The 26,197-nt window shown below is 69.0% G+C and carries 26 protein-coding genes; 7 read left to right on the top strand and 19 right to left on the bottom strand.

The annotated features are described in order from the left end of the window. Nucleotides 1-5 precede the first annotated feature (5 nt). The 4 genes from OB2597_RS09495 (at nucleotide 6) to OB2597_RS09510 (ending at nucleotide 3,032) form a co-directional block, all read left to right on the top strand. Nucleotides 6-404 carry an ectoine synthase gene (locus OB2597_RS09495; RefSeq protein WP_009805326.1) on the top strand — a complete coding sequence of 133 codons (399 nt, stop codon included), beginning with the start codon at nucleotides 6-8 and terminating at the stop codon, nucleotides 402-404. A gap of 9 nt (nucleotides 405-413) precedes the next feature. Beyond that, nucleotides 414-1,838: an aspartate kinase gene (locus OB2597_RS09500; RefSeq protein WP_009805327.1), complete on the top strand. Its 1,425-nt coding sequence runs from the start codon at nucleotides 414-416 to the stop codon at nucleotides 1,836-1,838. A gap of 121 nt (nucleotides 1,839-1,959) precedes the next feature. Continuing rightward, nucleotides 1,960-2,508, top strand: a complete 549-nt coding sequence (locus OB2597_RS09505; protein WP_009805328.1) for a pseudouridine synthase — start codon at nucleotides 1,960-1,962, stop codon at nucleotides 2,506-2,508. Nucleotides 2,509-2,744: 236 nt separating this feature from the next. Next, nucleotides 2,745-3,032: a lipid-A-disaccharide synthase N-terminal domain-containing protein gene (locus OB2597_RS09510; protein WP_009805329.1), complete on the top strand. Its 288-nt coding sequence runs from the start codon at nucleotides 2,745-2,747 to the stop codon at nucleotides 3,030-3,032. A gap of 100 nt (nucleotides 3,033-3,132) precedes the next feature. Here OB2597_RS09510 and OB2597_RS09515 read toward each other — a convergent pair whose 3' ends face one another. Both OB2597_RS09515 and OB2597_RS09520 read right to left on the bottom strand, forming a co-directional pair. Beyond that, nucleotides 3,133-3,843, bottom strand: a complete 711-nt coding sequence (locus tag OB2597_RS09515; protein ID WP_009805330.1) for a class I SAM-dependent methyltransferase — start codon at nucleotides 3,841-3,843, stop codon at nucleotides 3,133-3,135. Further along, a complete protein-coding gene (locus tag OB2597_RS09520) occupies nucleotides 3,840-4,874 on the bottom strand; it encodes a glycosyltransferase family 2 protein (RefSeq protein WP_009805331.1) in 1,035 nt (344 codons plus the stop codon). Before OB2597_RS09520 ends, OB2597_RS09515 begins: the two co-directional genes overlap by 4 nt. A gap of 143 nt (nucleotides 4,875-5,017) precedes the next feature. On the opposite strand from OB2597_RS09520, the gene OB2597_RS09525 reads away from it, so the two are divergent. Further along, nucleotides 5,018-6,580, top strand: coding sequence for a hypothetical protein (locus OB2597_RS09525; protein ID WP_009805332.1), 1,563 nt, complete (start codon nucleotides 5,018-5,020; stop codon nucleotides 6,578-6,580). Between the two features lie 480 nt (nucleotides 6,581-7,060). Here OB2597_RS09525 and OB2597_RS09530 read toward each other — a convergent pair whose 3' ends face one another. The 11 genes from OB2597_RS09530 to phnG all read right to left on the bottom strand — a co-directional run bounded on the left by OB2597_RS09530 (nucleotide 7,061) and on the right by phnG (nucleotide 17,116). Further along, nucleotides 7,061-8,458: a TRAP transporter large permease gene (locus tag OB2597_RS09530; protein ID WP_009805333.1), complete on the bottom strand. Its 1,398-nt coding sequence runs from the start codon at nucleotides 8,456-8,458 to the stop codon at nucleotides 7,061-7,063. A gap of 10 nt (nucleotides 8,459-8,468) precedes the next feature. Continuing rightward, a complete protein-coding gene (locus OB2597_RS09535; RefSeq protein ID WP_009805334.1) occupies nucleotides 8,469-9,101 on the bottom strand; it encodes a TRAP transporter small permease subunit in 633 nt (210 codons plus the stop codon). Between the two features lie 85 nt (nucleotides 9,102-9,186). Then, nucleotides 9,187-10,200, bottom strand: a complete 1,014-nt coding sequence (locus tag OB2597_RS09540; protein WP_040609237.1) for a C4-dicarboxylate TRAP transporter substrate-binding protein — start codon at nucleotides 10,198-10,200, stop codon at nucleotides 9,187-9,189. Between the two features lie 200 nt (nucleotides 10,201-10,400). Next, the gene (locus tag OB2597_RS09545) at nucleotides 10,401-11,555 is read right to left on the bottom strand and encodes an alpha-D-ribose 1-methylphosphonate 5-triphosphate diphosphatase (protein WP_009805336.1); all 1,155 of its coding nucleotides are present in this window, start codon (nucleotides 11,553-11,555) and stop codon (nucleotides 10,401-10,403) included. Further along, the gene (gene phnN, locus OB2597_RS09550; protein ID WP_009805337.1) at nucleotides 11,552-12,115 is read right to left on the bottom strand and encodes a phosphonate metabolism protein/1,5-bisphosphokinase (PRPP-forming) PhnN; all 564 of its coding nucleotides are present in this window, start codon (nucleotides 12,113-12,115) and stop codon (nucleotides 11,552-11,554) included. The genes OB2597_RS09545 and phnN overlap by 4 nt, the downstream gene beginning before the upstream one ends. Next, entirely contained in the window at nucleotides 12,112-12,795 is a 684-nt protein-coding gene (gene phnL, locus OB2597_RS09555; protein WP_040609663.1) for a phosphonate C-P lyase system protein PhnL, read from the bottom strand. The genes phnN and phnL overlap by 4 nt, the downstream gene beginning before the upstream one ends. A gap of 139 nt (nucleotides 12,796-12,934) precedes the next feature. Further along, nucleotides 12,935-13,702 (bottom strand): phosphonate C-P lyase system protein PhnK, encoded by a 768-nt coding sequence (gene phnK / locus OB2597_RS09560; protein WP_040609664.1) that lies wholly within the window; start codon nucleotides 13,700-13,702, stop codon nucleotides 12,935-12,937. A 14-nt stretch (nucleotides 13,703-13,716) separates the two neighbouring features. After that, nucleotides 13,717-14,577, bottom strand: a complete 861-nt coding sequence (locus tag OB2597_RS09565; protein WP_009805340.1) for an alpha-D-ribose 1-methylphosphonate 5-phosphate C-P-lyase PhnJ — start codon at nucleotides 14,575-14,577, stop codon at nucleotides 13,717-13,719. 417 nt (nucleotides 14,578-14,994) lie between these two features. Further along, nucleotides 14,995-16,098 carry a carbon-phosphorus lyase complex subunit PhnI gene (locus tag OB2597_RS09575; RefSeq protein ID WP_009805342.1) on the bottom strand — a complete coding sequence of 368 codons (1,104 nt, stop codon included), beginning with the start codon at nucleotides 16,096-16,098 and terminating at the stop codon, nucleotides 14,995-14,997. Beyond that, complete coding sequence (phnH, locus tag OB2597_RS09580) at nucleotides 16,098-16,661, bottom strand: phosphonate C-P lyase system protein PhnH (RefSeq protein ID WP_009805343.1); 564 nt, start codon at nucleotides 16,659-16,661, stop codon at nucleotides 16,098-16,100. Before phnH ends, OB2597_RS09575 begins: the two co-directional genes overlap by 1 nt. Then, complete coding sequence (gene phnG, locus OB2597_RS09585) at nucleotides 16,661-17,116, bottom strand: phosphonate C-P lyase system protein PhnG (protein ID WP_009805344.1); 456 nt, start codon at nucleotides 17,114-17,116, stop codon at nucleotides 16,661-16,663. The genes phnH and phnG overlap by 1 nt, the downstream gene beginning before the upstream one ends. Before the next feature lie 96 nt (nucleotides 17,117-17,212). Between phnG and phnF the strand changes: the two genes are divergently transcribed. Together phnF and OB2597_RS09595 are read left to right on the top strand one after the other, a co-directional pair. Beyond that, nucleotides 17,213-17,965 carry a phosphonate metabolism transcriptional regulator PhnF gene (phnF, locus tag OB2597_RS09590; RefSeq protein WP_009805345.1) on the top strand — a complete coding sequence of 251 codons (753 nt, stop codon included), beginning with the start codon at nucleotides 17,213-17,215 and terminating at the stop codon, nucleotides 17,963-17,965. An 81-nt stretch (nucleotides 17,966-18,046) separates the two neighbouring features. Then, nucleotides 18,047-19,228 (top strand): alpha-D-ribose 1-methylphosphonate 5-triphosphate diphosphatase, encoded by a 1,182-nt coding sequence (locus OB2597_RS09595; protein ID WP_009805346.1) that lies wholly within the window; start codon nucleotides 18,047-18,049, stop codon nucleotides 19,226-19,228. Nucleotides 19,229-19,359: 131 nt separating this feature from the next. Here the strand turns inward: OB2597_RS09595 and OB2597_RS09600 are convergent, their stop codons facing one another. The 6 genes from OB2597_RS09600 to OB2597_RS09625 all read right to left on the bottom strand — a co-directional run bounded on the left by OB2597_RS09600 (nucleotide 19,360) and on the right by OB2597_RS09625 (nucleotide 26,150). Beyond that, entirely contained in the window at nucleotides 19,360-19,977 is a 618-nt protein-coding gene (locus tag OB2597_RS09600; RefSeq protein ID WP_009805347.1) for an LbetaH domain-containing protein, read from the bottom strand. Between the two features lie 81 nt (nucleotides 19,978-20,058). Continuing rightward, a complete protein-coding gene (phnE, locus tag OB2597_RS09605) occupies nucleotides 20,059-21,375 on the bottom strand; it encodes a phosphonate ABC transporter, permease protein PhnE (protein ID WP_009805348.1) in 1,317 nt (438 codons plus the stop codon). Then, nucleotides 21,372-22,259 carry a phosphonate ABC transporter, permease protein PhnE gene (gene phnE / locus OB2597_RS09610; protein WP_040609239.1) on the bottom strand — a complete coding sequence of 296 codons (888 nt, stop codon included), beginning with the start codon at nucleotides 22,257-22,259 and terminating at the stop codon, nucleotides 21,372-21,374. The genes phnE (OB2597_RS09605) and phnE (OB2597_RS09610) overlap by 4 nt, the downstream gene beginning before the upstream one ends. Before the next feature lie 63 nt (nucleotides 22,260-22,322). Beyond that, nucleotides 22,323-23,228, bottom strand: a complete 906-nt coding sequence (gene phnD, locus OB2597_RS09615) for a phosphonate ABC transporter substrate-binding protein (RefSeq protein ID WP_009805350.1) — start codon at nucleotides 23,226-23,228, stop codon at nucleotides 22,323-22,325. A gap of 67 nt (nucleotides 23,229-23,295) precedes the next feature. Continuing rightward, the gene (gene phnC, locus OB2597_RS09620) at nucleotides 23,296-24,120 is read right to left on the bottom strand and encodes a phosphonate ABC transporter ATP-binding protein (RefSeq protein WP_009805351.1); all 825 of its coding nucleotides are present in this window, start codon (nucleotides 24,118-24,120) and stop codon (nucleotides 23,296-23,298) included. Nucleotides 24,121-24,380: 260 nt separating this feature from the next. Further along, nucleotides 24,381-26,150 (bottom strand): sensor histidine kinase, encoded by a 1,770-nt coding sequence (locus OB2597_RS09625; RefSeq protein ID WP_009805352.1) that lies wholly within the window; start codon nucleotides 26,148-26,150, stop codon nucleotides 24,381-24,383. Nucleotides 26,151-26,197 lie beyond the last annotated feature (47 nt).

Genomic DNA, 26,197 nt, shown 5'->3' on the forward strand with positions numbered 1-26,197 from the left:
TCGACATGATCGTACGCGACTTCAACAAGATCGTTCAGGAAGAGAAAGACCGCGTCGTCTCGCACGCCAACTGGACCTCGGTCCGGATGCTGCTGGCCAGCGACAACATGGGCTTTTCCTTCCACATCACCTTTCTCGAAGCGGGATCGGAACACACGTTCCACTACAAGAACCACTTCGAGAGCGTCTATTGCATGCAGGGCACCGGGCGGATCACCGACCTCGCCACCGGCGAGACCCACGAGATCAAGCCCGGCGTGATGTACGCACTGGACAAGCATGACAAGCACACTCTGGTGGCGGACGAGGAACTCGTCATGGCCTGCTGCTTCAATCCGCCGGTGACCGGCGACGAGGTGCACCAGGCCGACGGCTCCTATGCCGCCCCGGTGGAGACGGCCTGAGGCGAAGCAATGACCCATACTGTCGAAAAGATCGGCGGGACTTCGATGTCCCGCGTCCATGAACTGCGCGACACGCTCTTCATCGGCGGGCGCGAAGGCGACGACCTCTATGGTCGCATCTTCGTCGTCTCCGCCTTCGGAGGCATCACCAACCTCCTGCTGGAACACAAGAAGTCCGGCGATGCGGGTGTCTATGCGCAGTTCTCCAACGCCGACAACGATCGCGGCTGGCACGAGGCCCTCGATCGCGTGACGCAGAAGATGATCGAGGCGCACGAGACCGTTCTGGATCACCCGGCGGACGTCGAACGCGCGACCGACTGGGTGCGCGGCCGGATCGAGGATGCGCGCAACGCGCTGACGGACCTTCAGCGGTTGTGCAACTATGGCCATTTCCGCCTGGCCGAGCACCTGCTTCAGGTGCGCGAGCTGCTCTCGGGCCTGGGCGAAAGCCACTCGGCCTTCGTGACCACGATGCTGCTGCAACGGGCTGGCGTCAACGCGCGCCTCGTCGACCTCTCCGGTTGGCGGGACGAGGGCGACATCTGCCTCGAGGACCGCATCACCAAGGCCATGGCCCGCGTGGATCCCGCGACCGAAATGCCCATCGTCACCGGCTATGCCCAGTGCGCCGAAGGGCTGATGCGGGAATTCGACCGCGGCTATTCCGAGGTCACCTTCTCCAAGCTCGCCGCCCTCACCGGCGCGAAGGAGGCGATCATCCACAAGGAGTTCCACCTCAGCTCCGCCGACCCCAACCTCGTCGGAGAGGGCGCGGTGCGCAAGCTGGGCCGGACGAACTACGACGTGGCCGACCAGCTGTCGAACATGGGGATGGAGGCGATCCACCCCAAGGCGGCCAAGACCCTGCGCCAGGCCGAGGTGCCGCTGCGGGTGACGAACGCCTTCGAGCCCGAGGACCCGGGAACCCTGATCGACGACCAGCCGGCGGATGAGCCCTCGGTCGAGATCGTCACCGGTCTCGACGTGATCGCGCTGGAAGTCTTCGAACAGGACATGGTCGGGGTGAAGGGTTACGATGCCGCGATCCTCGACGTGCTCAAGCGCCACGACGTCCGGATCGTGTCGAAGCTCTCCAACGCCAACACGATCACGCATTACGTCGACAGCTCGCTCAAGAAGATGAAGCGGGTCGAGAAGGACATCGCCGACCTCTACCCCTCGGCCGAGATCCGGTCCCGCACGCTCGCCATGGCCAGCGTCATCGGCCGCGACCTCAGCACCCTTCGCGTCCTGCAGCGCGGCCTCTGCGCCATCGCCGACAGCGGGCACGAATGCATCGGGGCGACCCAGGGCCCGCGCAACGTGGACGTGCAGTTCGTCATGGAACGCGATGTGCTCAAGCCCTGCATCAAGGCGCTGCACGACGCCTTCTTCGAGCCCGAGACGGCCGAGCTGAAATCCGCGGCCTGATCCCGCCGCACCGAGATGACGGGGCGCTTCACCCCGTCCAGCGGCCCGGCAGCGTCATCTGGCCCGATGACTGCCGGGCCGTTCCATTGTGCGCCGGCGCCCCCGATGCTACCGGGGGGCCATGGCGCGGACGATCCTCTTCAACAAGCCCTTCGACGTGCTGTCGCAGTTCACCGACGCCGGCACGGCAGGCACGCCGCGCCGGACACTGTCGGATTTCATCGACCTGCCCGGCGTCTACCCCGCCGGCCGCCTCGACCGCGACAGCGAGGGGCTGATGATCCTCACCGACGACGGCCGCCTCCAGGCCCGGATCGCGCATCCGAGGTACAAGGCCGCGAAGACCTACCTCGCCCAGGTCGAAGGCCTGCCCGACCACGCCGCGCTCGAGGCCCTGCGCCGGGGCGTGACGCTCAAGGACGGCCCCACCCGTCCCGCCCGCGTCCGCCGCATCGATGTGCCGGAGGACCTCTGGGACCGGGATCCGCCCGTCCGCTACCGCAAGAGCGTGCCCGACTGCTGGATCGAGCTGACCCTCACCGAAGGCCGCAACCGCCAGGTCCGCCGCATGACCGCCCATGTCGGGCATCCCACCCTGCGCCTGATCCGCATCCGCATCGGCGACTGGCAACTGGACCACCTGCCCCCGGGCCACTGGCGCGACGCCTGACCGGTCCCGCCGGTGCCGTCCCCCGCAGGACACCGGCGCTGCTCCCGCACCGCGGCCCCCACCACCGTCATCCGCTTGCTCGACCGCAGGATCTCCCGCCGCTCCGCACCCGCATCGGCCCCAGGCCGCCGACACCCCCAGGCCCTCGGATCACGTCCAAGAATGGTCCCAACCGCCTTCCGCGATTGCCCGCCCCGCGTGACCCCGCTAGCCTGCGCCGGAAACGAGGGGCGCCGATGCAGCAGCTGACAGACCTTTTCCGGATCGACTGGCGGCAGGAGGCCGTCGGGCTGATCGGCGGCGCCCTCTTCTTCGGCTCCTGGCTCCTCCAGGCGTGGGAAAGCCGCCGCGCCGGACGATCCGTCGTCTCCACCCGCTTCTTCGTGATCCGCGCCCTGGCCGCCGCGCTGCTGGCCGCCGAAGGACTGCGCACCGGCTCCTTCTCGGTCTTCGCCGTGATGGCCGCCACGGGCCTGCTGATGCTCTACAATCTCCGGCTGACGCTCAGAACGCCCCGCGACTGACGCACCCCCGCCGGCCATCCGCCTGCGGGCCCAGCTTCTTTGGTCTTCGAAATATCCCGGGGGGAGTCCGCAGGACGGGGGGCAGCGCCCCCCCGCCACCTCAGGCCAGCGCCCGCCGGCGGGTCAGCACGGCCGTGCTGTCCGGCAGGGGCAGGCAGACCGCCAGCCCCTCGTGCCGCGCGATCTTCAGCCCGCTCGCCTCGGCGGCGACCTGGTAGCGCTTGCGCCGGAAGTCGTCCAGAAGGATCATTCCGCCCGGCGCCAGCCGGTCCGCCGCCTCGCGAAGGCAGACCTCGCGCGCGCGCCCGTCGATGACGATCAGATCGAGCGCTCCGGGCACGTCGCGGATCGCCCGCACGTAGTCGTCGAAGTACTGCCCCGCGAAACCGGCCTTGCGCGAGGCGACCTCGCCCGCGGCCTGTGCGGGGACATGGCGCAGCGCGACATGGGCACATCCCGCCAGTTTCCGCGCCACCATGTCCGACCACTCCGGGTCGTGCTCGACCGAGATCACCTCGCCCGCGCGCCGCGACAGCCAGAGCGTGCTGGCGCCCGAACCCCATTCGAAGACCCGCGCCTGCGGACGGCCCGCCAGGAACCGCTCGACCGTGTCGATCGCATCGAAGGTCCACCAGGGGAGATCCAGCCGGGCCAGATCGTCGAAATCGTAGATCGCGAAGAGCGAGCGGAGCCAGCGGCTGCGCCGGTGCGGACCCGCCTCGAGCCGATCCAGAACACCCGTTTTATTCGCCACGACGCGCGCGCCGCGGATGGCCGAGACATAGCCGCTGCGGATGGTCCGATGCATCATGGCCGCACCTCCTCGATCACCGCGGGGGCGGCGTCGCTTTCGCCGAACCTCTGGTCGATGACGTATTTGTCGCGCTCGCGCAGGCCCGCCGCCTGCAGCAGCTCCGCCACGAGACCCACGCCCAGAACCTGCGTTCCGGTCACGGTGAAGAGGATGCCGATCAGCAGCAGCGGCCGGTTGCCGATCGGTCCCATGTCGAGAATCCAGAGCGCCGAAAGGTAGGAGATGAAGGCCAGCCCCACCAGCAGCAGCGGCAGGCCGAGCATGGCGAAGAAATGCAGCGGCCGCGACTGGTAACGGGTCACCAGCTTGACCGTCGCGATGTCCAGCAGCCCCTTGATCAGCCGTCTGGTGCCGTATTTCGACTGCCCGTGCGCCCGCGGATGATGCTCCACCGCGATTTCCGCCACCCGGTAGCCGGCGGCGTGCAGCAGGGCGGGCGTGAAGCGGTGCAACTCGCCATAGAGGTTGAGATGCCGCGCCGCGCGGCGGGAATAGGCCTTGAAGCCACAGTTGATGTCATGCAGGTCGACGTCGAAGAGCCGCGCCGTCATGCGGTTGAAGATCTTCGACGGAAGGGTCTTGCCCACGGGATCGTGCCGGGTCTGCTTCCAGCCCGAGACCACATCGTACCCCTCGTCCAGCTTGGCCAGGAAGCGCCCGATCTCCTTCGGATCGTCCTGGAGATCGGCGTCCATGGTGACGATCACGTCGCCCCGCGCCTCGGCGATGCCCGCCGACAGGGCGGCGGCCTTGCCGAAGTTCCGGGTGAAGCGGATCACGCGCACATGCGCATCGGTTTCGGCCAGCGCCTCGGCGATCAGTTCGCCCCCGTCCTCGGAGCCGTCGTCCACCAGGATGATCTCGTAGGCCGGTCCGAGCCCGGCCAGCGTCGCCGTGATGCGTTGATGCAGAACCTCCAGCGTCTCCGCCTCGTTCAGGAAGGGCACCACGACCGAGACCCGGCGAACCGGCCCGCGCCGCGCCGCCCGGTCCCGCAGGGCCTTCTGGAGCTGTGGAGAAACATTCATTCTGGAACCTCGGCAACGCGTCGGCGGCGGCGAAACGGCCACCGGATCGCCGCCCATTGTTTCCACAAACTTGGTAATTTTATGGCAACGGCCCGGGGTTTGGTGCAGATTGCGCGGAAAAGCGAAACGGTGAGGGCAGAGGCATGACCCAGGCGATCGGCCCGACGGGCTGGACCCGCGCGTATCTCTATGCGGGGCTGAGCGTCGTTCTGCTGGGCCTCTACACGATCGCGGAACCCTTCGGCCGGGACCAGGGCATTCACGCCACGATCGCCTTTGCCTGGGGCGAGGGCCTGACCACCTATCGCGACGTCTACAACATCAAGCCGCCCCTCACCACGCTGATGCACCACCTCTCGCAGGCGGCGTTCGGCACCCATATGCAGGCGATCCGCCTGTGGGACCTGGGGTTCGTCCTGCTGGCGGTGCTGGGCCTGGTGCGGGTGATGCAGCGCCTGGGCCGCAGCCCGGCCGAGGCGGGCTTTTCCGGTCTCGGCTTCGCGCTGATCTACTATGCGCTGACCTACTGGGAACACGCCCAGACCGATGGCTGGGCCGGGATGACCGTGATCCCCTCGCTGCTGTGCCTGCTGGCGGGATGGGACCGGTCGGGCTGGCCGCGGGTCCTTTGGATGCTGGCGGGCGGCGCGGTTCTGGCCGTGGGGGTCGGGTTCAAGTACACCGTCGCCGCCTCCGGCCTGCTGGTCTTCCTCCCCCTCGTTGCCGGCGGGGCCGCTGTGCGCTTCCACCTTTCAGACCTGCTGGCCTATGTCCTCGGGGGCGCTTGCGTCCTCGGGCTGATCGGAGTTTCGCTCCACCTGGCGGGCGCCCTCGTCCCCTTTCTCGAGATCCAGGACTACATCCGCGGCTATATCGCCTACGGCTCGCAGGCGCCGGGGATCCTGCGCGAGGTGGTGGCGATCCTCACCCCGTCGCCGGTGATGGCCTGGATCACCGTGCTGGGCCTGCTGCCCTGGCTCGCCGCCCTCATGCGCGGCGAGAGCCTGTTTGTCTACTCGCTGCTCGTCTGGGGACTGACCGCCTTCCTGTCGGGCCATGTCCAGGGCAAGGGCTTTGCCTATCATTTCATGCCGCTGATCCCGGTCTACGCGATCCTCTGGGGCCTCTTCCTCGCCGCGCTGCACGGCGCTCTGGTGCGGCGGCTGGTCGGCCCGGCGACAGCCCGGGCGCTGATCGCGCTCGGCCTGGCCTGGGTGATCGTCTCGACGCCGATCTGGGGCCGCAGCATCAAGTCGCTCAGCCTCTGGCTGCGCCAGGCCCCGCTGACCGACTACCATGCCATCCACCCCATGCCGCCCGATTTCGACATCGTCGATACCGAGGCCTTCGCCGCCCGTCTCGCCGCGCACCGCGCGCCGGAAGACGGGCTTTTCGTCTGGGGCTACGAGACGATGCTCTACCTGCTCGTCGGAGAGCCCCCGCGCTACCGTTATCCCTATGCCTGGCCTTTCGTCGTGGATTTTCACGACGGCCGCTATACCGGCGACCTGATGACACGCCTGGTGTCCGACCCGCCCCGCCACATCGTGGTCCAGCATGGCGACGGGACGCCCTGGGTGACGGGCCGGCCGGAAAGCTCGGCCGAGTATCTGGAGCAGTTCCCGGTTCTCGATGCCTTCATCCAGGGCGGCTACACCGAGATCGACCGGACCGAGCGTTTCCGCCTGCTGGAACGGCGCGACTGAGGGGCACGGCGTCGCGGCGCGGAAGGGTCGCGGACCGGCGAACGGCCCGTTATGCGGGCGGACGCAGCATACCGGGCAGGAAGCCAAGGCCCTCCGCTGTCCGCCGCGTCCCGCACCGCCCCGCGCACCTGTTCCGCCGGCCTGACCGCCGGCCAGCGTCGCCGCCCCCCATTTCGCCGAAGCCCTTGGCTCCGAAGTCGGCGCCACTGCGCCACCCTCGGCCGGGCGCCGTCCTCTCCGCATTGCGCGGGCCGGAGCGTCCCCGGGTCGGAACGGGTGAGCACGTTGTTTCCAGCAACGTTCGGATCGGAATGAACTCCGTGTCGTGAACCTCGGCCTTCGGATCATGTACTGCCCGGCCGCACGAAGACGACCTCGGCTCCGACGACCGCGCCCCTGCGCCACCCTCGGGCCGGGCGCAGTCCTCTCCGCATTGCGCGGGCCGGAGCGCTCCCGGGCCGGAACCGCGGGATCGGGCGGTCAGGCCAGGGACGGCAGCCAGAGCACGATGCCCGGGAAGGCCACCAGCCCCGCGATGGTCAGCGCGTCCGCCACGAAGAAGGGCGTCACGCCGCGGAAGACGTCCTGCACCGAAAGCTCCGGCCGCACGCCCGCGACGACGAAGCAGTTCAGGCCTATGGGCGGCGTTATCAGACAGAACTCGGCCATCTTCACCACCAGGATCCCGAACCAGATCGCGCACATCGGCCCCGACATGCCGAAGGTGCTGTCGGCCGCCGACACAAGATCGCCCCCGTTCAGCGCCATCACCGCCGGGTAGACCACCGGCAGGGTCAGCAGCAGCATTCCGATCGCGTCCATGAACATGCCCAGCACCGCGTAGGCCAGCAGGATCATGATCAGCGTCACCATCGGCGACTGCTCCAGCCCCTGGATCCAGTCCGAGAAGGCGCGCGGCAGGTTCGCGAAGCCGAGAAAGCGGACGTAGATCAGCACGCCCCAGATGATCGTGAAGATCATCGTGGCCAGCTTGGCGGTCTCGAGCAGCGCATCCTTGAGCTGCGACCAGGACATCCCCTTGATCAGCGCCATGGCGAAGATCAGCGCCGCGCCGAGCGCCCCGCCCTCGGTCGGCGTGCCGAGCGGGTCGCCGAAGGGGTTGTAGATGAAGGAAATGATGATCAGCACCACGAAGAAGATCGGGAAGGCCGGGCCGAGAGACCGGAGCCGCTCGCCCCAGGTGAAGCCCCGGATCGGCGGTCCGAATTTCGGCATCGTCAGCGCCAGCCCCACGATCAGCCCGCCATAGACCACGGCCGAGAAGACGCCGGGGATGAAGCCCGCCAGCAGCAGCTTGCCCACGTCCTGTTCGACGATGATCGCGTAGATCACCAGGATCGCCGAGGGCGGGATCAGCGAGGCCAGCGTGCCGCCTGCCGCCACGACGCCCGCCGCGAACCGCTTGTCATAGCCGAGCTTCAGCATTTCGGGGATGGCGATGCGGGCGAAGACGGCCGAGGTCGCCACAGAAGCCCCCGACACCGCCGAGAACCCCGCCGTCGCGAAGACGGTCGAGACCGCCATGCCGCCGGGCAGCCAGCCCAGCCATTTCTTGGCCGCGTCGAAGAGCGCCTTGGTCAACCCCGCGTAATAGGCCATGTAGCCGATCAGGATGAAGACCGGGATAAGCGACAGCTCCTGGCTGGCGATCTTGGAGTGGGGCACCTGCCCCGCCGTCTTGACCGCCACGCCGAGCGCCCAGCTGAACTCGTCCCAGGCGTAGTCCTTCTTTTCCCAGAAAATCCAGATCAGCCCGACCAAGCCCGCCGTGCCGGCGGCGAAGGCCACGCGCATTCCCAGCAGGACCAGGACCAGCAGCCCGCCCGAGACCCAGAGCCCGATTTCGATACTTGTCATCCCGCAGCCCCTACCTGTCGAGGCCCGAGACGTGCTCGGCCTCTTCCGCCGCCAGTTCGGCGGCCGATTTCATCAGCGGCACGCCGATCGGCCTGTCCCCGCCGTGGACCAGCGCCCGCACGTAGCCCCAGAGCTGGAGAACGAGGCGCGCCGCCATCACGCCGAAGGCGATCGGCACGATGATCTTGGCCGGCCAGATCGGCAGGCCGATGTCGATGGTGCTGTCACGGCTCCAGTTCGGCGCGTCCCAGTCGAAGGACCGGCCGAAATGCGCCCAGCTGCCCCAGATCAGCAGCGCGATCAGCAGCAGCGTGGCGAGGGTCGTGAGGAACTCGGCCGCCCAGAGCGGCCGGCCGTGCAGCCGCCCGATCAGGATGTCCATGCGGATGTGCCCGCCGTCGCGCTGCGCGTAGGAGATCCCCAGAAAGGCGATCAGCGGCATGGCCAGCTGGATCCAGTCGACATAGCCCGGCAGCGGCGCGTTGAAGAAATGTCGCCCCCCGACCGAGAAGACGGCCAGCAGCATCAGGGCCAGCACCGCCAGCCCGGATATCACGCCGAACACCTGCTCAAGCCGGTAGAGAGCCCGCTCCAGCCGGCTGAGCGCCGACCCGTCCTCGAGTACCGCGGCTGATCCGGCCATGGCCGCCCCCTCTCATGTTCCCGTTCGAAAAAGCGGAGGCCCCGGTCGCGAACCGGGGCCCCCTGATCCCGGCATCCGGCCGGGATCACATGCCGTGCATTTCGGCCAGCTTGGCCTTGACCATGTCATAGAGCTCCTGCGCGGGGATGCCCTGCGCGCTCTTCTCCTCGATCCACTGGTCGGCAATACCTTGCGTCGCCTCGCGGAACTTCTGCAGCTCCTCTTCGGAGAACTCGACCTTGGTCACGTTCTTCTCTTCCAGGATCTGGTCCCACTGTTTGAGGACGTTGTTCTGATAGTTGTCGACGTAGTACTCGATCGCCTCATCGACCGAACTGTCGAGCGCCTCGCGGTGTTCGTCGGACAGCCCCTCGTAGGCGTCCATGTTCACCACGATCGGGCAGTTCACGGTGCCCGGGTTCAGGTTCGCCGTCCACCAGGTGGCCTGGTCGATGGTGCGGAACGACAGGTGCGCGTGCTGGGCGAAGGCCACGGTGTCGACCACGTTGGAATCCATCGCGTTGTAGGCCTCGTTCGAGGGCACGGAGGTCGGCACGGCGCCGACCGCGCGGAACGCCTCGCCGAGGCCGCCGGTGGCACGGACGCGCATGCCTTCGAAATCCTCGACGGTAGAGCGCGGATCGCCGGTGCCGACGATGTTGTACTGCGGCATCGGCGAGGTCATCAGCAGCTTGGCGTTCCACCGCGCGAGGTCTTCCTGCACCGCCGGATGATCATAGATCATGTGGCTGACCGCGACTTCCTCTTCCAGGTTGCGCACGCCGAGGAACGGCAGTTCCAGCACGGTGATCGTGGGGTTCTTGTCCTCGTGGTAGCCGGCGCAGAACTGCGCCATCTCGAAGGCGCCGATCGAGATCCCGTCGAGGTTCTCGGTGTTCTTGGACAGCCCGCCATAGGAGATGTTCATCGTGAACTCGCCGTCGGTCTTTTCCGACACCAGTTCGGCCAGTTTCTCGACATGTTCGGTGAAGGCTCGGCGCTTGCCCCAGACGGAGACGTTCCATTCCTCGGCCACGGCGGGCGCGGCGATGGCGACGGAAAGCGCAGCCACGGCTGCACCCTGAAGGTACTTGGTCATGATATTCCTCCCGGTATCCGGCCTCATCATGGGCCGGTTCTTCCAAAATCGTACAGCGCGATACTCAATTCGCAAGCAGAATCAAAGGCGGAATCGTGGCGGAGCCGAACATCGCTCTCTCCGCGTGCATCGCGCATGCCCCCTGCCGCGAAGGGGATGCGGGGGCGGGATCGTCGGCGGCACGGCGCGGCCCCGTCCGGTCAGGCCACCCGCGCGCCCTGCACCCAGACCCCGCGCACGGCCGGCACGCCGCCGGTCATCGCGAACCGAACGATATCGGCCCGTTGCCCCGGCTCGAGCATGCCGCGATCCGTCAGGCCGGCCGCGCGCGCCGGGCCCGAGGTCACCGTCGCGATGCCGCGCGCCATGTCGCCCCAGATCTCGCCCAGCTGCACGGCCGCCAGCAGAAGCGCCGAGGGCACGTAGTCCGACGACAGGATGTCCAGCAGCCCGGCCTGCGCCAGATCCCGCGCCGCGACATTGCCCGAATGCGACCCCCCCCGCACGAGGTTCGGCGCCCCCATGATCACCTTGATGCCATTGGCGTGACAGGCCCGCGCGGCCTCTTCCGTCGTGGGGAATTCCGCCATTCCCACGCCATGCGCCGCCGAGGTCGCGACCTGCCCGGCCGTGGTATCGTCGTGACTGGCCAGCACCGCGCCGTAGCGCGCCGCCGCCGCGACCGCCCCGGCCTCGTGCTCGGCCCCCAGCCGGTCGTGCAAACCGGTCAGGAAGTCGCAATATTCGCCGAACCCCTCCTTCGACAGGCCGTGCTTGCCGCAGACATAGTCCTCGAACTTGCGGATATCGCGGAACTGCCGCTGCCCCGGCGTGTGATCCATGAGCGATACGATGCCCACGCGATCCGCCTCGTCGAACTCGGCCAGTTCCTCCAGCAGGGTCTCGGAACAGGTCTCGGCCCGCAGGTGGAGGTGATGGCTGATCCGCAGCGCGCCCAGGTCCCGCATGGCGAGGATCTCGTCCGCCATCGAGCGCGCGTATTTACCGTACCGCTTGTTCTGGTCCGAGACGATCGACCCCACCCGGATCGCGTCGAAGACGGTGGTGATGCCGCAGCCCGCCAGTTCCCGGTCATGCGAGACGATGGCGGCGTGATGCGGCCAGTTCACCCCGGGACGCGGCTGCATGTGCCGTTCCAGGTTGTCGGTGTGCAGCTCGACCAGCCCCGGCGCGATCCAGTCACCGGCACAGTCGATGCCCTGCGCCGCGTCGCCCGTTCCGATCTCGGCCACCCGGCCGTCGCGCAGGACCACATGGCCCTCGATCACCTCGCCCGGCAGGATCAGCCGCGCATTGGTCAGGACGGTTTCTCCGCCCGGCACCGTATCTCTCATTCCGTCACCTCTGTCCCGGCGGGGTCCAGCAGGGCCAGCACCTCCGCCACCGTGTCCTCGAGCGCGCCGCCATTGTCCACCGTCATCACGCGGTCGAGCCCCGGGGGCAGCGCCCTGTCCGCGCGCTCCAGGCGGCGCGCGATCTCTTCGGCGCTCTCGCGGCCGCGGCCCGCCAGGCGCTGCGCCAGCACCTCGGGCGCGGCGGTCAGCGCCAGCACGGCAAAGCGGGGAAACCGCGCCTGCGCCTGTACCAGCACCCCGCGCGAGAGGTTGACCAGGGCGGTCCGCCCCTCGGCGATCATTCCCTCGACGGCGCGCGGGATGCCGTAGCGCAGGCCGTGCGCCTCCCAGTGCAGCGCGAATTCGCCCGCGGCGGCGCGTCGGGCGAAAGCCTCTTCCGACACGCCGTCGAAGGCCTCGCCGCCGGCATCGCCGGGCCGCGTGATGACCCGCCGGACCAGCCGCACCTCCGGCCGCGCCGCGGCGACGGCCTCCATCACCGTGTCCTTGCCGACCCCCGAGGGCCCCACCACGCCGATCAGCCGCCCCGCCACGGTCATGCCGCCCGCGCCGGCGAAAAGCCGGTCACGTCCACCACCCGGTCGCAGACCCGGTCGCGGGCCGCCTCGTCGTGAAAGATGCCCACGATGGCGGCGCCGCGCGCCTTGGCCTCCTCGATCAGCGACAGCACCACGTCCCGGTTGCGCGCGTCCAGGCTCGCCGTCGGCTCGTCCAGCAGCAGCGCGGGATAGTCGTGGGCAAAGCCGCGCGCGATGTTCACCCTCTGCTGCTCTCCGCCCGAAAACGTCGTCGGGCTGAGCGTCCAGAGCGTCTCGGGGACGTTCAGCCGCCTGAGCAGTTCCTCGGCCCGGCGCCGGGCGCGCTCGCCCGGCACGCCCACGGTCCTCAGCGGTTCGGCCACCACGTCCAGCACCGGCACGCGTGGCACCACCCGCAGGAACTGGCTGACATAGCCCAGAACCTCGCGCCTCAGTTGCAGGATCTCGCGCGGGTCGGCCGCCGCCACGTCGGTCCCGCCCACCCGGATATGCCCCGAGGCCGCGAGGTAGTTGCCGTAGATCATCCGCATCAGCGTCGACTTGCCCGCCCCCGACGCCCCGGTGAGCGCGACGCACTCACCCTTTTCCACCGTGAGCTCCGCGCCCTCCATGACCGGGATCACGGCCCCGCCCTGGTTGTGCAGGGTGAAGGTCTTGGACAGGTTCTCGATCCTGATCATCATGGTCTTCCTTCTAGCTTGCAGTGCGCGGCCGCGCGCGGGTGCCGTGTCCGTCCGACGCCGTCACTTGTCGCTTGGCGCGCCGTGTCTCCGTCCCCGCGCCGGCCCGCGTCCGGCCCCTGCCCTCGGTCACGCACGCTCATACCTGCAGCACGCTCGACACCAGCAGCTGCGTATAGCCATGCTGCGGGTCGTCCAGCACCTGGTCGGTCAGCCCCGTCTCGACCACATGGCCGTCCTTCATCACCATCAGCCGGTCCGCCAGCAGCCGCACCACGGCCAGGTCGTGCGTCACGATCACCGCCGAGAGGCCCATCTCGCGCACCAGCCCGCGCAGAAGGTCGAGCAGCCGCGCCTGCACCGACACGTCCAGCCCGCCGGTCGGCTCGTCCATGAAGACCAGACGGGGGCCCGTCACCAGGTTCCGCGCGATCTGCAGCCGCTGGCGCATCCCGCCCGAGAAGGCCGAGGGGCGGTCGTCTATCCTGTCCCCGGCGATCTCGACCCGGCCCAGCCAGTCGAGCGCCTGGTCGCGGATGTCGCCGTAGTGCCGCGCGCCGACCGCCATCAGCCGCTCGCCCACGTTGCCGCCGGCCGAGACGTTCATCCGCAGCCCCTGGTGGGCATGCTGATGGACGAAGGCCCAGTCGGTCCGTCCCAGGCGGCGCCGCTGCGGCTCGGGCATGGTGACCGTGTCCACGAGCACGCCCCCCTGATCGAAAAGGACCGCCCCGCCGTCCGGCTCCAGCTGCCCGGCGAGGCAGTTGAGCAGCGTCGTCTTGCCCGATCCGCTCTCGCCGACGATTCCCATGACCTCGCCCGGCCAGAGATCGAACGACACATCTGCACAGCCGATCCGCGAGCCGTAGCTCCGGCTCAGCCCCTCGACCCGCAGCAGCGGTTGCATCACCCCGAGATCCTTCATGCCATCTCCTCCGCGGCGAGCCGCCCGCGATGCCCCGCCTCGCGCCGCGCGCGGCAGTAATCCGTATCGGAGCAGACGAACATCCGCCCACCCCGGTCATCGACGATGACCTCGTCGAGATAGCTGTCTCCGGCCCCGCACATGTCACAGGGATGCGCGGCCTTGGACGGGTCGAACGGGTGATCCTCGAAATCCAGGCTGACCACCTGCGTATGGGGGGGCAGCGCATAGATCCGCTGCTCGCGCCCGGCCCCGAACAGCTGGATCGCCGCCATCTCCATCTTGGGATTGTCGAACTTGGGGATCGGCGAAGGGTCCATGACATAGCGCCCCTCGACCTTCACCGGGTAGGCGTAGGCCGTCGAGATATGCCCGTGGCGCGAGATATCCTCGTAGAGCTTGACATGCATCAGCCCGTATTCCTCGAGCGCATGCATCTTCCGCGTCTCGACCTCGGAGGGTTCGAGAAAGCGCAGCGGCTCGGGAATGGGCACCTGGTAGACCAGCACCTGCCCCTCCTTCAGCGGCTCCTCGGGGATGCGGTGGCGGGTCTGGATGACCGTCGCCTCCGCCGTCCGCTCGGTCACCGCGACCCCGCCGGTCTTTTCGAAGAACTTGCGGATCGAGACCGCGTTGGTGGTGTCGTCCGCCCCCTGGTCGATCACCTTGAAGGTGTCATCGGGTGTCAGGGTCGCGGCCGAGACCTGCACACCGCCCGTCCCCCAGCCATAGGGCATGGGCATCTCGCGGCTGGCGAAGGGCACCTGATAGCCGGGGATCGCCAGCCCCTTGAGGATCGCCCTGCGGATCATCCGCTTGGTCTGTTCGTCGAGATAGGCGAAGTTGTACTCAGACATGACGCGTCCCCCGGTCTGGACGAGGCGCGCGCCCGCCCTTCGAATTCTGATCGGCCCGTTCGCCGTGATCTGGCCGCGCGTCGCGATGGTCCGGCTCCGGCTCGTCCCGCGGCCCGGCGATCATCCCGCGCTCGGATCTGTCTCGCCGACCTGCCCGTCCGGCCTGATCTTCGCTTTCCTCGTCCCGCGCCAACGCCGGCGCCGGCGCGAAAGCCTCGAGGGCACGATCGCCCCCGACGGCGCGCCGCGCTCCGCTTGGGATGATCCCGACGCCACGCGCCGCCACCCCGACGCCGATCCGACACCGCGCCGGAAGCTGGACGATGCCGGGGAGCGGGGAACCGCCCCGCCTCTTCATCTTGCCCGAAATACTCCCGCCGGAGGCGACTGCCCTCGCCACTGGCGCCACGCCGACACTCATTCCGCCGCCTCCCTCTGCGCGTCTCCGCCCCGTTCCTCGGCCTCGCGGCGCAGCTTGCGGATCAGCTCGAGCTCGGACTGGAAGTCCACGTAATGCGGCAGCTTGATGTGTTCCAGGAACCCCGTCGCCTGGATGTTGTCCGAATGGTAGAGCACAAATTCCTCGTCCTGCGCCGGCGCGCCCACGTTGTCCTCGCCCAGCTCTTCCCATCTCAGCGCCCGGTCCACCAGCGCCATGGAGATCGCCTTGCGCTCGGTCTGGCCGAAAACCAGCCCGTAGCCGCGCGTGAATTGCGGCGGCTCGGTCTTCGATCCGACGAACTGGTTCACCGTCTCGCATTCGGTCAGGACGATCTCACCGATCTCGACCGCGAACCCCAGCTCGGGCACCTCCATCTCGACCGGCACCGTCCCGATCCGCAGTTCGCCGACGAAGGGGTGGTTCCGCCCGTAGCCGCGCTGCGTCGAATAGGCCATGCCCAGGACGAACCCCTCGTCCCCGCGCGTCAGTGCCTGCAACCGCAGCGGCCGGTCGGCGGGAAGCTCCAGCGGCTCGCGGGTCAGATCGCGCGGGCGATCGTCCCCGGGCATTGTCTCGGTCTGAAGCAGCCCCTCGCGGTCGAGGAAATCCGTCACATGCGGCACCGGACCCGGCGCCGCCTCGGCCCGCGCCGCCTCGGGTGGTTCGAGACCCTCGGCCTCCAGCGCAAAATCCAGAAGCCTGTGCGTATAGTCGAAGGTCGGCCCCAGCACCTGCCCCCCCGGCGCGTCCTTGAACGTGGCCGAGATCCGGCGGTCGCAGTCCATCGCCCCCGTCTCGACCGGCTCGGACGCCCCGAACCGGGGCAGCGTCGTGCGGTAGGCGCGGATCAGGAAGATCGCCTCGATCAGGTCGCCGCGCGCCTGCTTGATCGCCAGCGCGGCGAGATCGGGATCGTAGAGCGACCCTTCCGCCATGACCCGGTTCACCGCAAGCGCCAGCTGTTCGCGGATCTGGGCCACCGACAACTCGGCCACCGCCGGATCGCCGCGCCGTTCCTCGTCCAGCCAGCGATGCGCATTGTCGATGGCGCGCTCGCCCCCCTTGACGGCCACGTACATCAGGAAACCTCCGTCGTGCGCGGCAGCGCGGCCAGCCGCGTCCCGCAGGTGAAGAAGAAATCGAGGCCCAGCGGAAAGAGCTGCCGGTTCGCCACGAAAGCCGCGCGCTCCGGCAGGGACAGCGCGGCCGTCTCGCGGATCCCCGGCCCCCGCAGCATGGCGCCCGCAGGCTCCAGCCCGTCCAGTTCGACGATCAGCGTCGCCGAGCGATCGGGGTATTCCGGCGTGCCGACACGAAAGCGGTCCAACGGCATCAACTCGTCCCAGTGGCCGACGGCGAACAGGGCCTCGCCGGCTTCGACCAGCGGTGCGCCGGCGTGGAACGTGATCCATTCCCGCAGCTCGGCCCGGTCGAAGGCGCCGGCGAGGTGCACCGGCGTCTCGGGATCGCAAAGCGTCAGAAGCAGGGTCGAGGCGGCCACGGACAGCGGCGCCGGCCCGGCGCCCCCGGCGATCTCGTCGATCCGACCCGGCCGCGCCATGCATTCCATCGCCGCGCGGAACGCCTGCGCCGACTGGATCGGCGCCTCGGCGAACCCGCCTTCCAGAGCGTCTGCCGCCATCACTCCCCCCGTACCATCGTAAAGAAATCCACCTTCGTCGCCGCCGCCCTGGCCGCCCGATCCGCGCGCCGCCCGGCCTGTGCCGCCGCCAGCGGATCGAGGATCGTCGCCCGGACCTCGTCCGCCTCCGAACCCTGCATCAGCGCGTCGACCAGAGCCGCGATCTCGGCCTTCCGGCGGTCACGCCCCTGCGCCACCGCGTGACCGACCCGCCCGTCCTCCAGCTTCAGCGAACAGCGCGTGACGGTCATCTCGCCCAGGTTGAAGGCGGCGCCGGTGGCCCCCGCCCGGCCACGCACCATCACGCCCCCGGTTTCCGGCGCCCGCAGCCAGGCGAACCCGGGCGCGACCCCCGCCGCCGCCCAGAGCGCGGCCAGCTCGGTCGCCGGGGCGCGCGCCAGCAGACCCATCCAGGCCTTGCGCCCGGTCGCATCGTCTTGGGGAAGTTCTTTCATCTAGACACCTTGCCGAGTTGTCTATTTACCTATACAACTAGACAAGTGATAACCCGGTTCGCCCGATCACCTCAACCCCGTCCCGGTGAAAGTTTCGTGACACGAGAAAAGACGCCGCTCTGGCAATCCATCGCCTCGGCCCTGACCGATGACCTCGCCGCGGGCCGCTACATGCCCGGCGACCGGCTCCCGACCGAGGCGCAGCTGTCGGCCCGTTTCGGCGTCAACCGCCATACGGTGCGGCGGGCGCTGCGCGACCTCTCCGACCGCGACCTCGTCCTGTCGCGCCGCGGCGCCGGCGTCTTCGTCACACAGCGCCCCACGGATTATCCCATCGGGACGCGGGTGCGCTTTCACCAGAACATCCGCGCCGCCGGGCGGCTTCCGCTGCGCCGGATCCTGTCGCAGGAGACCCGCGCCGGCGATGAAGAGGAGACCGGAGCGCTCGGCCTGGCCCAGGCCGCGCGGGTCCATGTCTCCGAGGGGCTCTCCTTTGCCGACGACCTGCCGATGGCCTATTTCCGCTCGGTCTTTCCGGCGGCGGACCTGCCCGACCTGCCGCACCACCTGCTTGCCACCGGCTCGGTCACCGCAGCGCTTGGGGCCTGCGGCGTTCCGGACTACACCCGCGCCTGGACGCGGATCACCACGGAACGCGCCACCGCCACCCTGGCCCTCCACCTGCAATGCCGCGAGGGCGACCCGCTCCTGCGGACGGTCTCGGTCAATGCCGCGACCGGCGGTCGCCCCGTGGAATTCGGCCGGACCTGGTTTGCCGGCGACCGGGTGACGCTGACCCTCGACCACGAGCGCGACCCAGACCCCGGGCCCGGATCGGCCCCCGGCTGAGCCGAAACGCCCGCCGGTGTCACGCCGACGATACATTGTTCGTTTATCCACAGGCGAAACACGATGAGCAGGCCGAACCCGATGTCGATGCCACTCCCCGCCCTGCGCTTCACCGGCGCGGAGATCCTGCGCGACGGCGAAATGCAGTCGCGTTCGATCGCCATCGCCGGCGGGCGCATCACCCGCGGCCCCCTCCCCGAGGTCGATCTCTCGGGCTATCTCGTCCTGCCCGGCATCGTCGATCTGCATGGCGACGCCTTCGAACGCCACATCGCCCCCCGCGCCGCCGCCCCCTTCGACATCTCCACCGGCCTGCGCTCGACCGACCGCGAGGCGGCGGCCAACGGAATCACCACCGCCTACCTCGCCCAGAGCTGGAGCTGGGAGGGCGGCCGGCGCGGCCCCGAACAGGCGGTCCGGATGATGCAGGCACTCGCGCGCTACCGCGCACAGGCCCTGACCGACCTGCGCCTGCAGATCCGCTGCGAGACCCATACCGTGGGAACCGCCGACCGCCTTCTGTCGGCCATCGAAACCTATGGGATCGACTACGTGATCTTCAACGATCACCTCGACCAGGCCGATCACATGGCCGCCTGCAACCCCGAGGAACTGGCCGCCTGGGCCGCCTCCGCCGGCCGCACCGCCCAGGAGCACCTGGCGGTCATCCGCGAGGCGCACCGCCAGAAGCACCTCGTCCCGCGGTACCTCTGCCGCCTGGCCGAACGCTTCGACGAACTCGGCGTGATCTACGGCAGCCACGACGACCCCGATGGCGAAACCCGCGAGATGTTCTCGATGATCGGCGCGAAGATCTGCGAATTCCCGACCGCCCGCTCGGCCGCCGCCCTGGCCCGCGCGGTCGGCGACCCGGTCCTGATGGGCGCGCCCAACATCGTGCGCGGCGGATCGCAGTCCGGCAACATCGCCGCCGAGGATCTCGTCCGCACCGACCTCTGCCAGGCGCTGGTCTCGGACTACTACTATCCCGCGCTGCACCTCGCCGCCTTCCATCTCGCCGACGAGGACATCCTCCCGCTGCCCCGGGCCTGGGAGATGATCTCGGAAACTCCGGCCCGCATCCTGCGTCTGCCGGACCGCGGCCGGCTCGACCCGGGCCGACGCGCCGATCTCGTCGTCGTCAACGCCGCGACCCGCGCCATCGAGGCCACCATCGCCGGCGGCCGCATCACCCACCTCGCCGGCGAGGCCGCGCACCGCTTCGCCCTGGCCTCACTGGGAAACGCGCTCGCCGCGGAATGACCGACGACCTGCCCTTCTTTGGTCCGGAAAATATCCTCCGGGGGTGAATGGGCCGCAGGCCCAGAGGGGGCGGAAAGCCCCCTGTCTGGCACCGGGATCGCGTGGCCCCGCCGCGCGGGGCGTCCGCCGGTTCACCCGCCGTGCTTCTCGAGAAAGGCCGCGGCCGTGAGCGCGCGGAAATCCTCCAGCGCCGCGCGCAGCTCCGCGTGGCTCCAGTCCCACCAGGCCAGCGCGATCAGCCGCTCGGCGATGTCCGCCGGCTGTCGGCGCCGCAGGACACGGGCGGGCGTGCCCGCGACGATCGTGTAGGGCGCCACGTCCTTCGTCACGACGGCCCCCGCCGCCACCACCGCGCCGTGACCGAGAGTGACCTCGGGCTTGATCATGCAGTTGTGGCCCAGCCAGGTGTCGTGCCCGATCCGTGCCCGGCGCGACCGCCGGTGCGCGAAGAAGGCCGGATCGTCCTCCGCATCCTCCCAGTAATCGGCCGAACGATAGAGGAAATGATGGCAGGCCGCCGTCTCCAGCGGATGGTCCGTCGCCCCGATCCGCGTGTAGCTGGCGATATTGGCGAACTTCCCGATGCTGGCATTGGCGATGTCGGCGAAGCGGTCGCAATAGGAATAGTCGCCGAACTCGGATTGGGCGATCCGGCTGCCCTGCCCGACCTCGCAAAAGCGGCCGAACCGGCTTTCGGCGATCGCGCAGCCCTCATGGATGACGGGTCCGTGGTCGGAGAGGCGGGGCATGATCTGGCTCCTTCGGGATGCGGCGCCGCCGGACGCCTCCGGCGGGAGTATTTTCGGCAAGATGAAGAGGGGCGCGCGCGCTCAGTGTCCGCTGTCGTCGCCCCTGATCAGGCGGCGGCGCAGCCAGCCCGAGAACCAGTCCATGGCGAAGACCATCAGCACCACGAGCACGATGTAATAGGTCACCTCTTCCCAGTCCTTCTGGGTGATCATCGCCTGGGTCAGCAAGAGCCCGATGCCGCCGCCGGTGATCGCGCCGATCACCGTGGCCGATCGCGTGTTCGATTCGAAGAAGTAGAGCACCTGGCTCAGCAGCACCGGCGTCACCTGCGGGATCACCCCGAACCGGTAGCGCTGGACCGGTTTCGCGCCGGTGGATTGCAGCCCTTCGATCTGGCGGCCGTCGACATTCTCCAGCGCTTCCGAGAACATCTTGCCGAAGCTGCCGGTGTCGGTCACCAGGATCGCCAGCGCCCCGGTCAGCGGTCCCGGCCCGAAGGCGCGGGCCAGCACGATCGTCCAGATCAGCGCGTCCACGCCCCGGAAGAAATCGAAGAACCGTCGTGCGACCTGCTGGACGATCATCAGCGGCGTGAAGTTCCGCGCCGCGAGGAAGGCCAGCGGCAGTGCCACCAGAGCCGCGCCGAAGGTGCCGAGGAAGGCCATCAGAACCGTCTCGAACAGCGCCCAGGCCACGTCGGCGTGACGCCACATGCGATTGTGCCAGAAGTCGTTCCAGATCGCGGGCAATTCGCCCGACATCGCGCGCGCGGCGATCTCGCCCGGCCCCACGCCGTGATAGGGGCTGTCGAGGGTGAAGAAGAAGAGCTCCCACCCGGTTTCATAGCGGAAGACTTCGGTTTTGCGCCGGGTGATGGTCAGCCGCGCCTCGTCGGTGGTGATCGCCACGCGGTTCTTCGAGGCGTTGATCCACTCGGGCAGCTCTTCGGTCGGAAAGGTCGCGTTGGCCCCGCCGTTGCCGGGCCGCGCGGTGACGAGGCCGTAGCCGGGAATGTCGTAGCTCACCTCGTCCGGCCCGAAGGTGACGATGCCGCCGCCGTCGAGCGTGATCACCGTCGTCTCGCCGAGCGCGACCCAGCCGGGTGCCGTGCCGTCGGGATATTGGCCCTTGCGCTCGCCCTCGATCGCGACCGAGACCTCGCCGGACCGGTTGTCCCGGCTCACGTGCGTCTTGTAGCTGTAGCTGTCGCGGATCAGCGTGCGCCCGTTCTCGGGATCGGCCGTCCGGATCAGCCCCGGCACGTCGAAGGCGAAGACCGCGTAGACGAGGTAGACGAGCACCAGCAACGGGATCCCGAAGGCGGTCAGCCGCTTGCGCCGGAACAGCCGGCCCGCCTGCGCCCTGAGATCCGGCGCGTTATCCGCGGTCATGGTCATTGGTGCAGCATCTCCGACTTGCGGCCATGGGTGAGGCGGTCACGGGCGAGGGACGAGACCTGGTCGAAGGTCACGATAGTGGCGAAGAGCAGAAGGAAGATCGCCGCGCTCTCGTCGTACTGCCCCTGGCCCCAGGACATGGCGTTCTTGAGCTCGTAGCCGATGCCGCCCGCCCCCACGAAACCGAGGATGGCCGAGGCGCGGATGTTGATCTCGAACCGCAGCAGCGCGTAGCTGAGGTAGTTCGGCGCCACCTGCGGCATCACCCCCAGCACCATCCGCTGGGTCCAGGTGGCCCCGACCGAGGCCAGCCCCTCGACCGGTTTGAGCGAGGCATTCTCGTTCACCTCGGAGAACAGCTTGCCGAGGGCGCCGACCGTATGGAAGGCGATGGCGATCATCGCCGGCACCGGCCCGCCCCCCAGCACGAAGATCAGCACCAGCGCGATGACGATCTCGGGGATGGCGCGCATCACGTCCATCATGCGGCGGAAGAGCGGGATCAGCCGGGGCCAGCGCGCCAGCCCCCGGGTCGACAGCATCGACAGCAGCGCGCCGCCCAGCACGCCGAACAGCGTCGAGACGGCGGCGATGTTGATCGTCTCGATCAGCGCCGGAAAGAAGGCTATCAGATGTCCCGGCAGTTCGCCGGCCTTCTCCGCCGCTTCCGCCACCACCACGCGCGGAAAATCCAGCACGTTGGTCCAGCCGTCCCAGAACCCGCCCGCATTGCGCGCATCGGCCACCATGAACCCCGAGACCATCAGCGCCACGAAGACGGCCAGCAGGATCCCCGAATAGAGGCGCTTGCGGCGCGTCAGTTCCATGTAGTCGTCCCGGACCGCCGCCACGCGGCCGCCGGACATCCCGCTCGTATCTGCCATTCAGGCCATGCCCCCGCGAAGAGGGCGGACCCGCAAACGGGCCCGCCCGGTTCGGTCCCGTGTTTACTGGGACTTGGATTTGCGTGCGTCGATGATCGACAGATAGGCGTCGTGGCTGATCGGATCGAAGCCCAGGGATTCACCGGCCGAGATGTTGTAGGTGCAGTCCCGGTCCTCGTCGTACATGCCGTCGATCAGCTGGGTCATGGTCGCCTTGACCTCCTGCGGAAGGGCCTTGCGCAGCACGATCGGGCCTTCCGGGATCGGCTTGGAGCGCCAGATCTCCACCAGGTCATTCATGTCGATGAGGCCCGCGTCCACGGCCTTGCGCAGCGCGCCGGAATTGTAGCCGTCTTCCCAGTTGCCCTGGCCGTCCGCCCAGGTCACGCCGCCGTCAACGTCGCCGTTGTTGACCGCGACGATGGTCTGCTCGTGACCGCCGGTGAAGACGACCTCGCCGAAGTAGTCGCCATTCTCCATCGTGGCCCCGGTCTCCTGCGGGATCTCGATCGAGGGGATCAGGTAGCCCGAGGTCGAATTCGGATCGCCGAAGCCGAATTTCTTGCCTGCCATGTCATCGAGCGAGGCGATGTTGCTGTCCTTGCGGGCGAACCCGATGGAGTGATAGCCGTAGGAGCCGTCGAGGTTGATCTTGACCAGCACCGGCTCGACCGCCTCGGGGTCGTCGAGGTAGGTCTTGGCGTAGGCGCTCGCCCCCAGCCAGGCCATGTCGATCGTGCCGCCCAGCAGGCCCTGGATGACGCCATCGTAATCGGCCGGTGCAAAGAGCTTGACCGGAACGCCGAGCGCCTCTTCGGTGTACTCCTTCAGGCATTCGTGGCTGTTCAGCCGGTCCTGGGCGTTCTCCCCGCCGAGAATGCCGATGCGGAATTCCTCGATCCCGTCCTGGGCCAGGGCGGCGCCGGTCAGCGCGGTGGTCGCCAGTGCGGCGGCAATCAGTGTCTTCATCTCAGGTCGTCCCCTTGGTGTTGAGCCGCCGGGCATTCCCCCCGCGCGGCGGTTGGAAATCATGCGGTCAGACGATGGCCTTCGCCCCGTGGACCGCGCGTTCCGGCGCCGTCTCGACCGGCTCGATCGCCGTCGATGTCGCCGCTTCGGAAAAACCGGCATCCGCGCCATAGATGTCGCGCGCCACCCCGGTGGTCAGCTGTTCGGGCGTGCCGTCGAAGACGATCCGTCCGTGCAGCATCCCGATCACCCGGTCGCAATAGCGCCGCGCGGTATCCAGCGTGTGCAGGTTGGCGATGACGGTGCGCCCGTCCTCCTCGTGGATGCGGCGCAGCGCATCCATGACAATTTGCGCGTTCATCGGATCGAGCGAGGCGATCGGCTCGTCGGCGAGGATGATCTTCGGATCCTGCATCAGCGCCCGCGCGATGGCCACCCGCTGCTGCTGCCCGCCGGACAGCGCCTCAGCCCGTTTCGGCGCGTGTTCGGCGATGCCCAACCTGTCCAGGATGTCGATGGCGCGGTGGATGTCCGCGGCCGGGAAAAGGTTGAACAGCGTCGCCAGGGTCGAGCGCCGGTTCAGCGTCCCGTGCAGCACGTTCGACACGACGTCCATCCGCGGCACCAGGTTGAACTGCTGGAAAATCATCGCGCAGTCGGCCTGCCAGGCACGCTTCTCGGCCCCGCGCAGCGCAGTCACCTCGCGCCCCTCGCAACTCACCCGGCCGCTGGTGTGGTCGGTCAGCCGGTTCAGCATCCGCAGCAGGGTCGACTTGCCCGCCCCGGATCGCCCGATGATGCCGATCATCATCGGCTTGTCGACCGCGACGGTCGCCGCATCCACGGCGGTGTTCCGGCCGAATGTCTTCGTCAGCTGCTCGATGCGAAGCAAGAGGTCACCCCTGTCTGTCCCGCAGCCGGTGCTAGGGGCGCGACGCCAAGGTTTTGTATCGGTTCCGCGAAACTTTTGTGACGCGGGCCACCCCCGCTCCGGGCCGCGATGCCCGGGCCGGGCAATCCGCGCCGCCCCCCGCTTCTTTGGTCTTGGAAATATCCCCGCCGGAGGCACCGCGATCCTCCGCGGGAGGAGCGCCTGAAATCGCGTGCGCCGCAGGCGCGCCGGCGGATCGCGCCCCAGCTATTGCGCCCGCACTATTGCGCCGCCAGGGTTTCCGCCGCAGGTTCCAGCTCGACCGAGAAGACCGCGCCCCCCTCGGGGCGATTGCGCCCCCGGATCGCGCCTCCGAAGCTCTGGACCAGCCCGTAGCTGATCGACAGGCCCAGCCCCATGCCTTCCGAGGCGCCGACCTCCTTGGTGGAATAGAAGGGATCGAAGATCCGCTCGGGCTGCGCGATGCCCGGCCCCGTGTCCGACACCCGGATCACCGGACGCGGCCCGACCGCGATCTCGATCGTCAGTTCGCGGCGCGCGCGCCCGGACATGGCGTCGGCGGCATTGGTGATCAGGTTGACCAGCACCTGCACCAGACGCACTTCGCCGGCCAAGGCGGCGACCGGCCGCTCCGGCGGCTTCCACGTCAGGGCGATCCCCTCCTTCGCCAGCCGGGCCTCGGTCATCTCCAGCGCGGTGCTCACCACCTGGACCAGATCCACCCGGCGCGCCGGCTCGCTCTCCTGCCGCGCGAAGGCGCGCAGGTTGCGGATGATCCGCCCCATCCGTCCCGCGAGGTCGCCGATCCGCACCAGGTTCTGCGCCGCCTGGTCCGTCCGGCCGCGATCGACCAGCAGGCTGCCGTTCTCGGCGAACTGCCGGATCGCCATGAGCGGCTGGTTCAGCTCATGGCTCAGCCCCGCCGACATCTGCCCGAGCGCCGAGAGCTTGCCCGCCTGCACCAGTTCGGCCTGCGCCCGTTTCAGCGCCGCCTCCGCCTCCTGCCGTTCGGCCACCTCGCGGCGCAATGTCTTGTTCGTCGCCGAGAGCTCGGCGGTCCGCGCCGCGACCCGGCTTTCCAGCTGCGCGTTCGCCCGCGCCAGCACCCGGCGCCGCTCGGTCGCCCAGAAGAGCGCTCCGGCAAAGGCCAGCAGGATCAGCCCCGCCACCGCGCCCTGCAGCAGCGCCAGCCGCCTTGCCGGAGCGACGTCGATCAGCGCCGTGGCCTGCAGCCCGACCTGGGGGATCCCGCGCGACAGCCGCAGCGCCGGGGCCGGCAGGTAGGGTCCCAGATCCGCCCGCCAGATCTCGTGCCCCCCGGTGACGCCGCGATCCAGCGCGACCGAGGCGCCGCCGGGCCAGACGAACCGCCCCTTCGTCAGCCGGCCGAAGAGAAGCTCGGAGCGGTTGGTGACAAAGACCTCGCCCGTCGCGTCGGTGAAGAAGACCGCCGGCCGGTCGCCCCGCCAGGCCTGTTCGACGTGGTCGATATCGACGGCGACCACCAGCAGGCCCTGCACGCCGCCCGTCCGGGGATCGAACCGGGGCGCGGCGAAAAGATAGCTGCGCGGCCGGTCCGGCCCCGCGGGCCCGATCCCGCTGCCGAGCGCGCCGCTCAGCGCCCGCTGGGCGACCGCCCCGGGCACCCCGCCCTCCAGCCCCTCGCCGTCGGGCCGGGCCGAGGCCAGCACCTCGCCCTCGTCCGACATGTAGAGCAGGTCGAGCGCCGTGGTCCGGTCCGCCGCCGCCAGCAGCAGGTCCTGCGCCTGCACGCGCAGTTCGGCGCTCTCCGGCGCCTCCGAAAGAGCGGAGAGAAAGGGATGCCCCGCCATCAGCACCGCCATGTCCTGGTATCGCTGCAACTGGCCGGTCAGCCGGTCGACCGTCAGGGCCAGATCCGCCTCGCCCCGTTCGCGCAAGGGGGTCAGCGCCTGCCGATAGCCCGCCACCGAGACGCCCCAGGCAAAGGCGAGGGCGAGCGAGAGGCTCAGCAGGATCGCGGCGGCGCGCCGCAGGGGGGCTCGGTTCATCCCGCCCTTATAGCGATCCGGCCCTTGCCATGGAATGCCGCGCCTCT

This window comes from Pseudooceanicola batsensis HTCC2597 (assembly GCF_000152725.1).
In the GTDB taxonomy this organism is placed as follows: domain Bacteria; phylum Pseudomonadota; class Alphaproteobacteria; order Rhodobacterales; family Rhodobacteraceae; genus Pseudooceanicola; species Pseudooceanicola batsensis.

Bases quoted from the DNA above. Each gene is read 5' to 3' on its own strand.
- OB2597_RS09495 (WP_009805326.1), top strand. From the start codon at position 6: ATGATCGTACGCGACTTCAACAAGATCGTTCAGGAAGAGAAAGACCGC.
- OB2597_RS09500 (WP_009805327.1), top strand. From the start codon at position 414: ATGACCCATACTGTCGAAAAGATCGGCGGGACTTCGATGTCCCGCGTC.
- OB2597_RS09505 (WP_009805328.1), top strand. From the start codon at position 1,960: ATGGCGCGGACGATCCTCTTCAACAAGCCCTTCGACGTGCTGTCGCAG.
- OB2597_RS09510 (WP_009805329.1), top strand. From the start codon at position 2,745: ATGCAGCAGCTGACAGACCTTTTCCGGATCGACTGGCGGCAGGAGGCC.
- OB2597_RS09515 (WP_009805330.1), bottom strand. From the start codon at position 3,843: ATGATGCATCGGACCATCCGCAGCGGCTATGTCTCGGCCATCCGCGGC.
- OB2597_RS09520 (WP_009805331.1), bottom strand. From the start codon at position 4,874: ATGAATGTTTCTCCACAGCTCCAGAAGGCCCTGCGGGACCGGGCGGCG.
- OB2597_RS09525 (WP_009805332.1), top strand. From the start codon at position 5,018: ATGACCCAGGCGATCGGCCCGACGGGCTGGACCCGCGCGTATCTCTAT.
- OB2597_RS09530 (WP_009805333.1), bottom strand. From the start codon at position 8,458: ATGACAAGTATCGAAATCGGGCTCTGGGTCTCGGGCGGGCTGCTGGTC.
- OB2597_RS09535 (WP_009805334.1), bottom strand. From the start codon at position 9,101: ATGGCCGGATCAGCCGCGGTACTCGAGGACGGGTCGGCGCTCAGCCGG.
- OB2597_RS09540 (WP_040609237.1), bottom strand. From the start codon at position 10,200: ATGACCAAGTACCTTCAGGGTGCAGCCGTGGCTGCGCTTTCCGTCGCC.
- OB2597_RS09545 (WP_009805336.1), bottom strand. From the start codon at position 11,555: ATGAGAGATACGGTGCCGGGCGGAGAAACCGTCCTGACCAATGCGCGG.
- phnN (WP_009805337.1), bottom strand. From the start codon at position 12,115: ATGACCGTGGCGGGGCGGCTGATCGGCGTGGTGGGGCCCTCGGGGGTC.
- phnL (WP_040609663.1), bottom strand. From the start codon at position 12,795: ATGATCAGGATCGAGAACCTGTCCAAGACCTTCACCCTGCACAACCAG.
- phnK (WP_040609664.1), bottom strand. From the start codon at position 13,702: ATGCAACCGCTGCTGCGGGTCGAGGGGCTGAGCCGGAGCTACGGCTCG.
- OB2597_RS09565 (WP_009805340.1), bottom strand. From the start codon at position 14,577: ATGTCTGAGTACAACTTCGCCTATCTCGACGAACAGACCAAGCGGATG.
- OB2597_RS09575 (WP_009805342.1), bottom strand. From the start codon at position 16,098: ATGTACGTGGCCGTCAAGGGGGGCGAGCGCGCCATCGACAATGCGCAT.
- phnH (WP_009805343.1), bottom strand. From the start codon at position 16,661: ATGGCGGCAGACGCTCTGGAAGGCGGGTTCGCCGAGGCGCCGATCCAG.
- phnG (WP_009805344.1), bottom strand. From the start codon at position 17,116: ATGAAAGAACTTCCCCAAGACGATGCGACCGGGCGCAAGGCCTGGATG.
- OB2597_RS09595 (WP_009805346.1), top strand. From the start codon at position 18,047: ATGTCGATGCCACTCCCCGCCCTGCGCTTCACCGGCGCGGAGATCCTG.
- OB2597_RS09600 (WP_009805347.1), bottom strand. From the start codon at position 19,977: ATGCCCCGCCTCTCCGACCACGGACCCGTCATCCATGAGGGCTGCGCG.
- phnE (WP_009805348.1), bottom strand. From the start codon at position 21,375: ATGACCATGACCGCGGATAACGCGCCGGATCTCAGGGCGCAGGCGGGC.
- phnE (WP_040609239.1), bottom strand. From the start codon at position 22,259: ATGGCAGATACGAGCGGGATGTCCGGCGGCCGCGTGGCGGCGGTCCGG.
- phnD (WP_009805350.1), bottom strand. From the start codon at position 23,228: ATGAAGACACTGATTGCCGCCGCACTGGCGACCACCGCGCTGACCGGC.
- OB2597_RS09625 (WP_009805352.1), bottom strand. From the start codon at position 26,150: ATGAACCGAGCCCCCCTGCGGCGCGCCGCCGCGATCCTGCTGAGCCTC.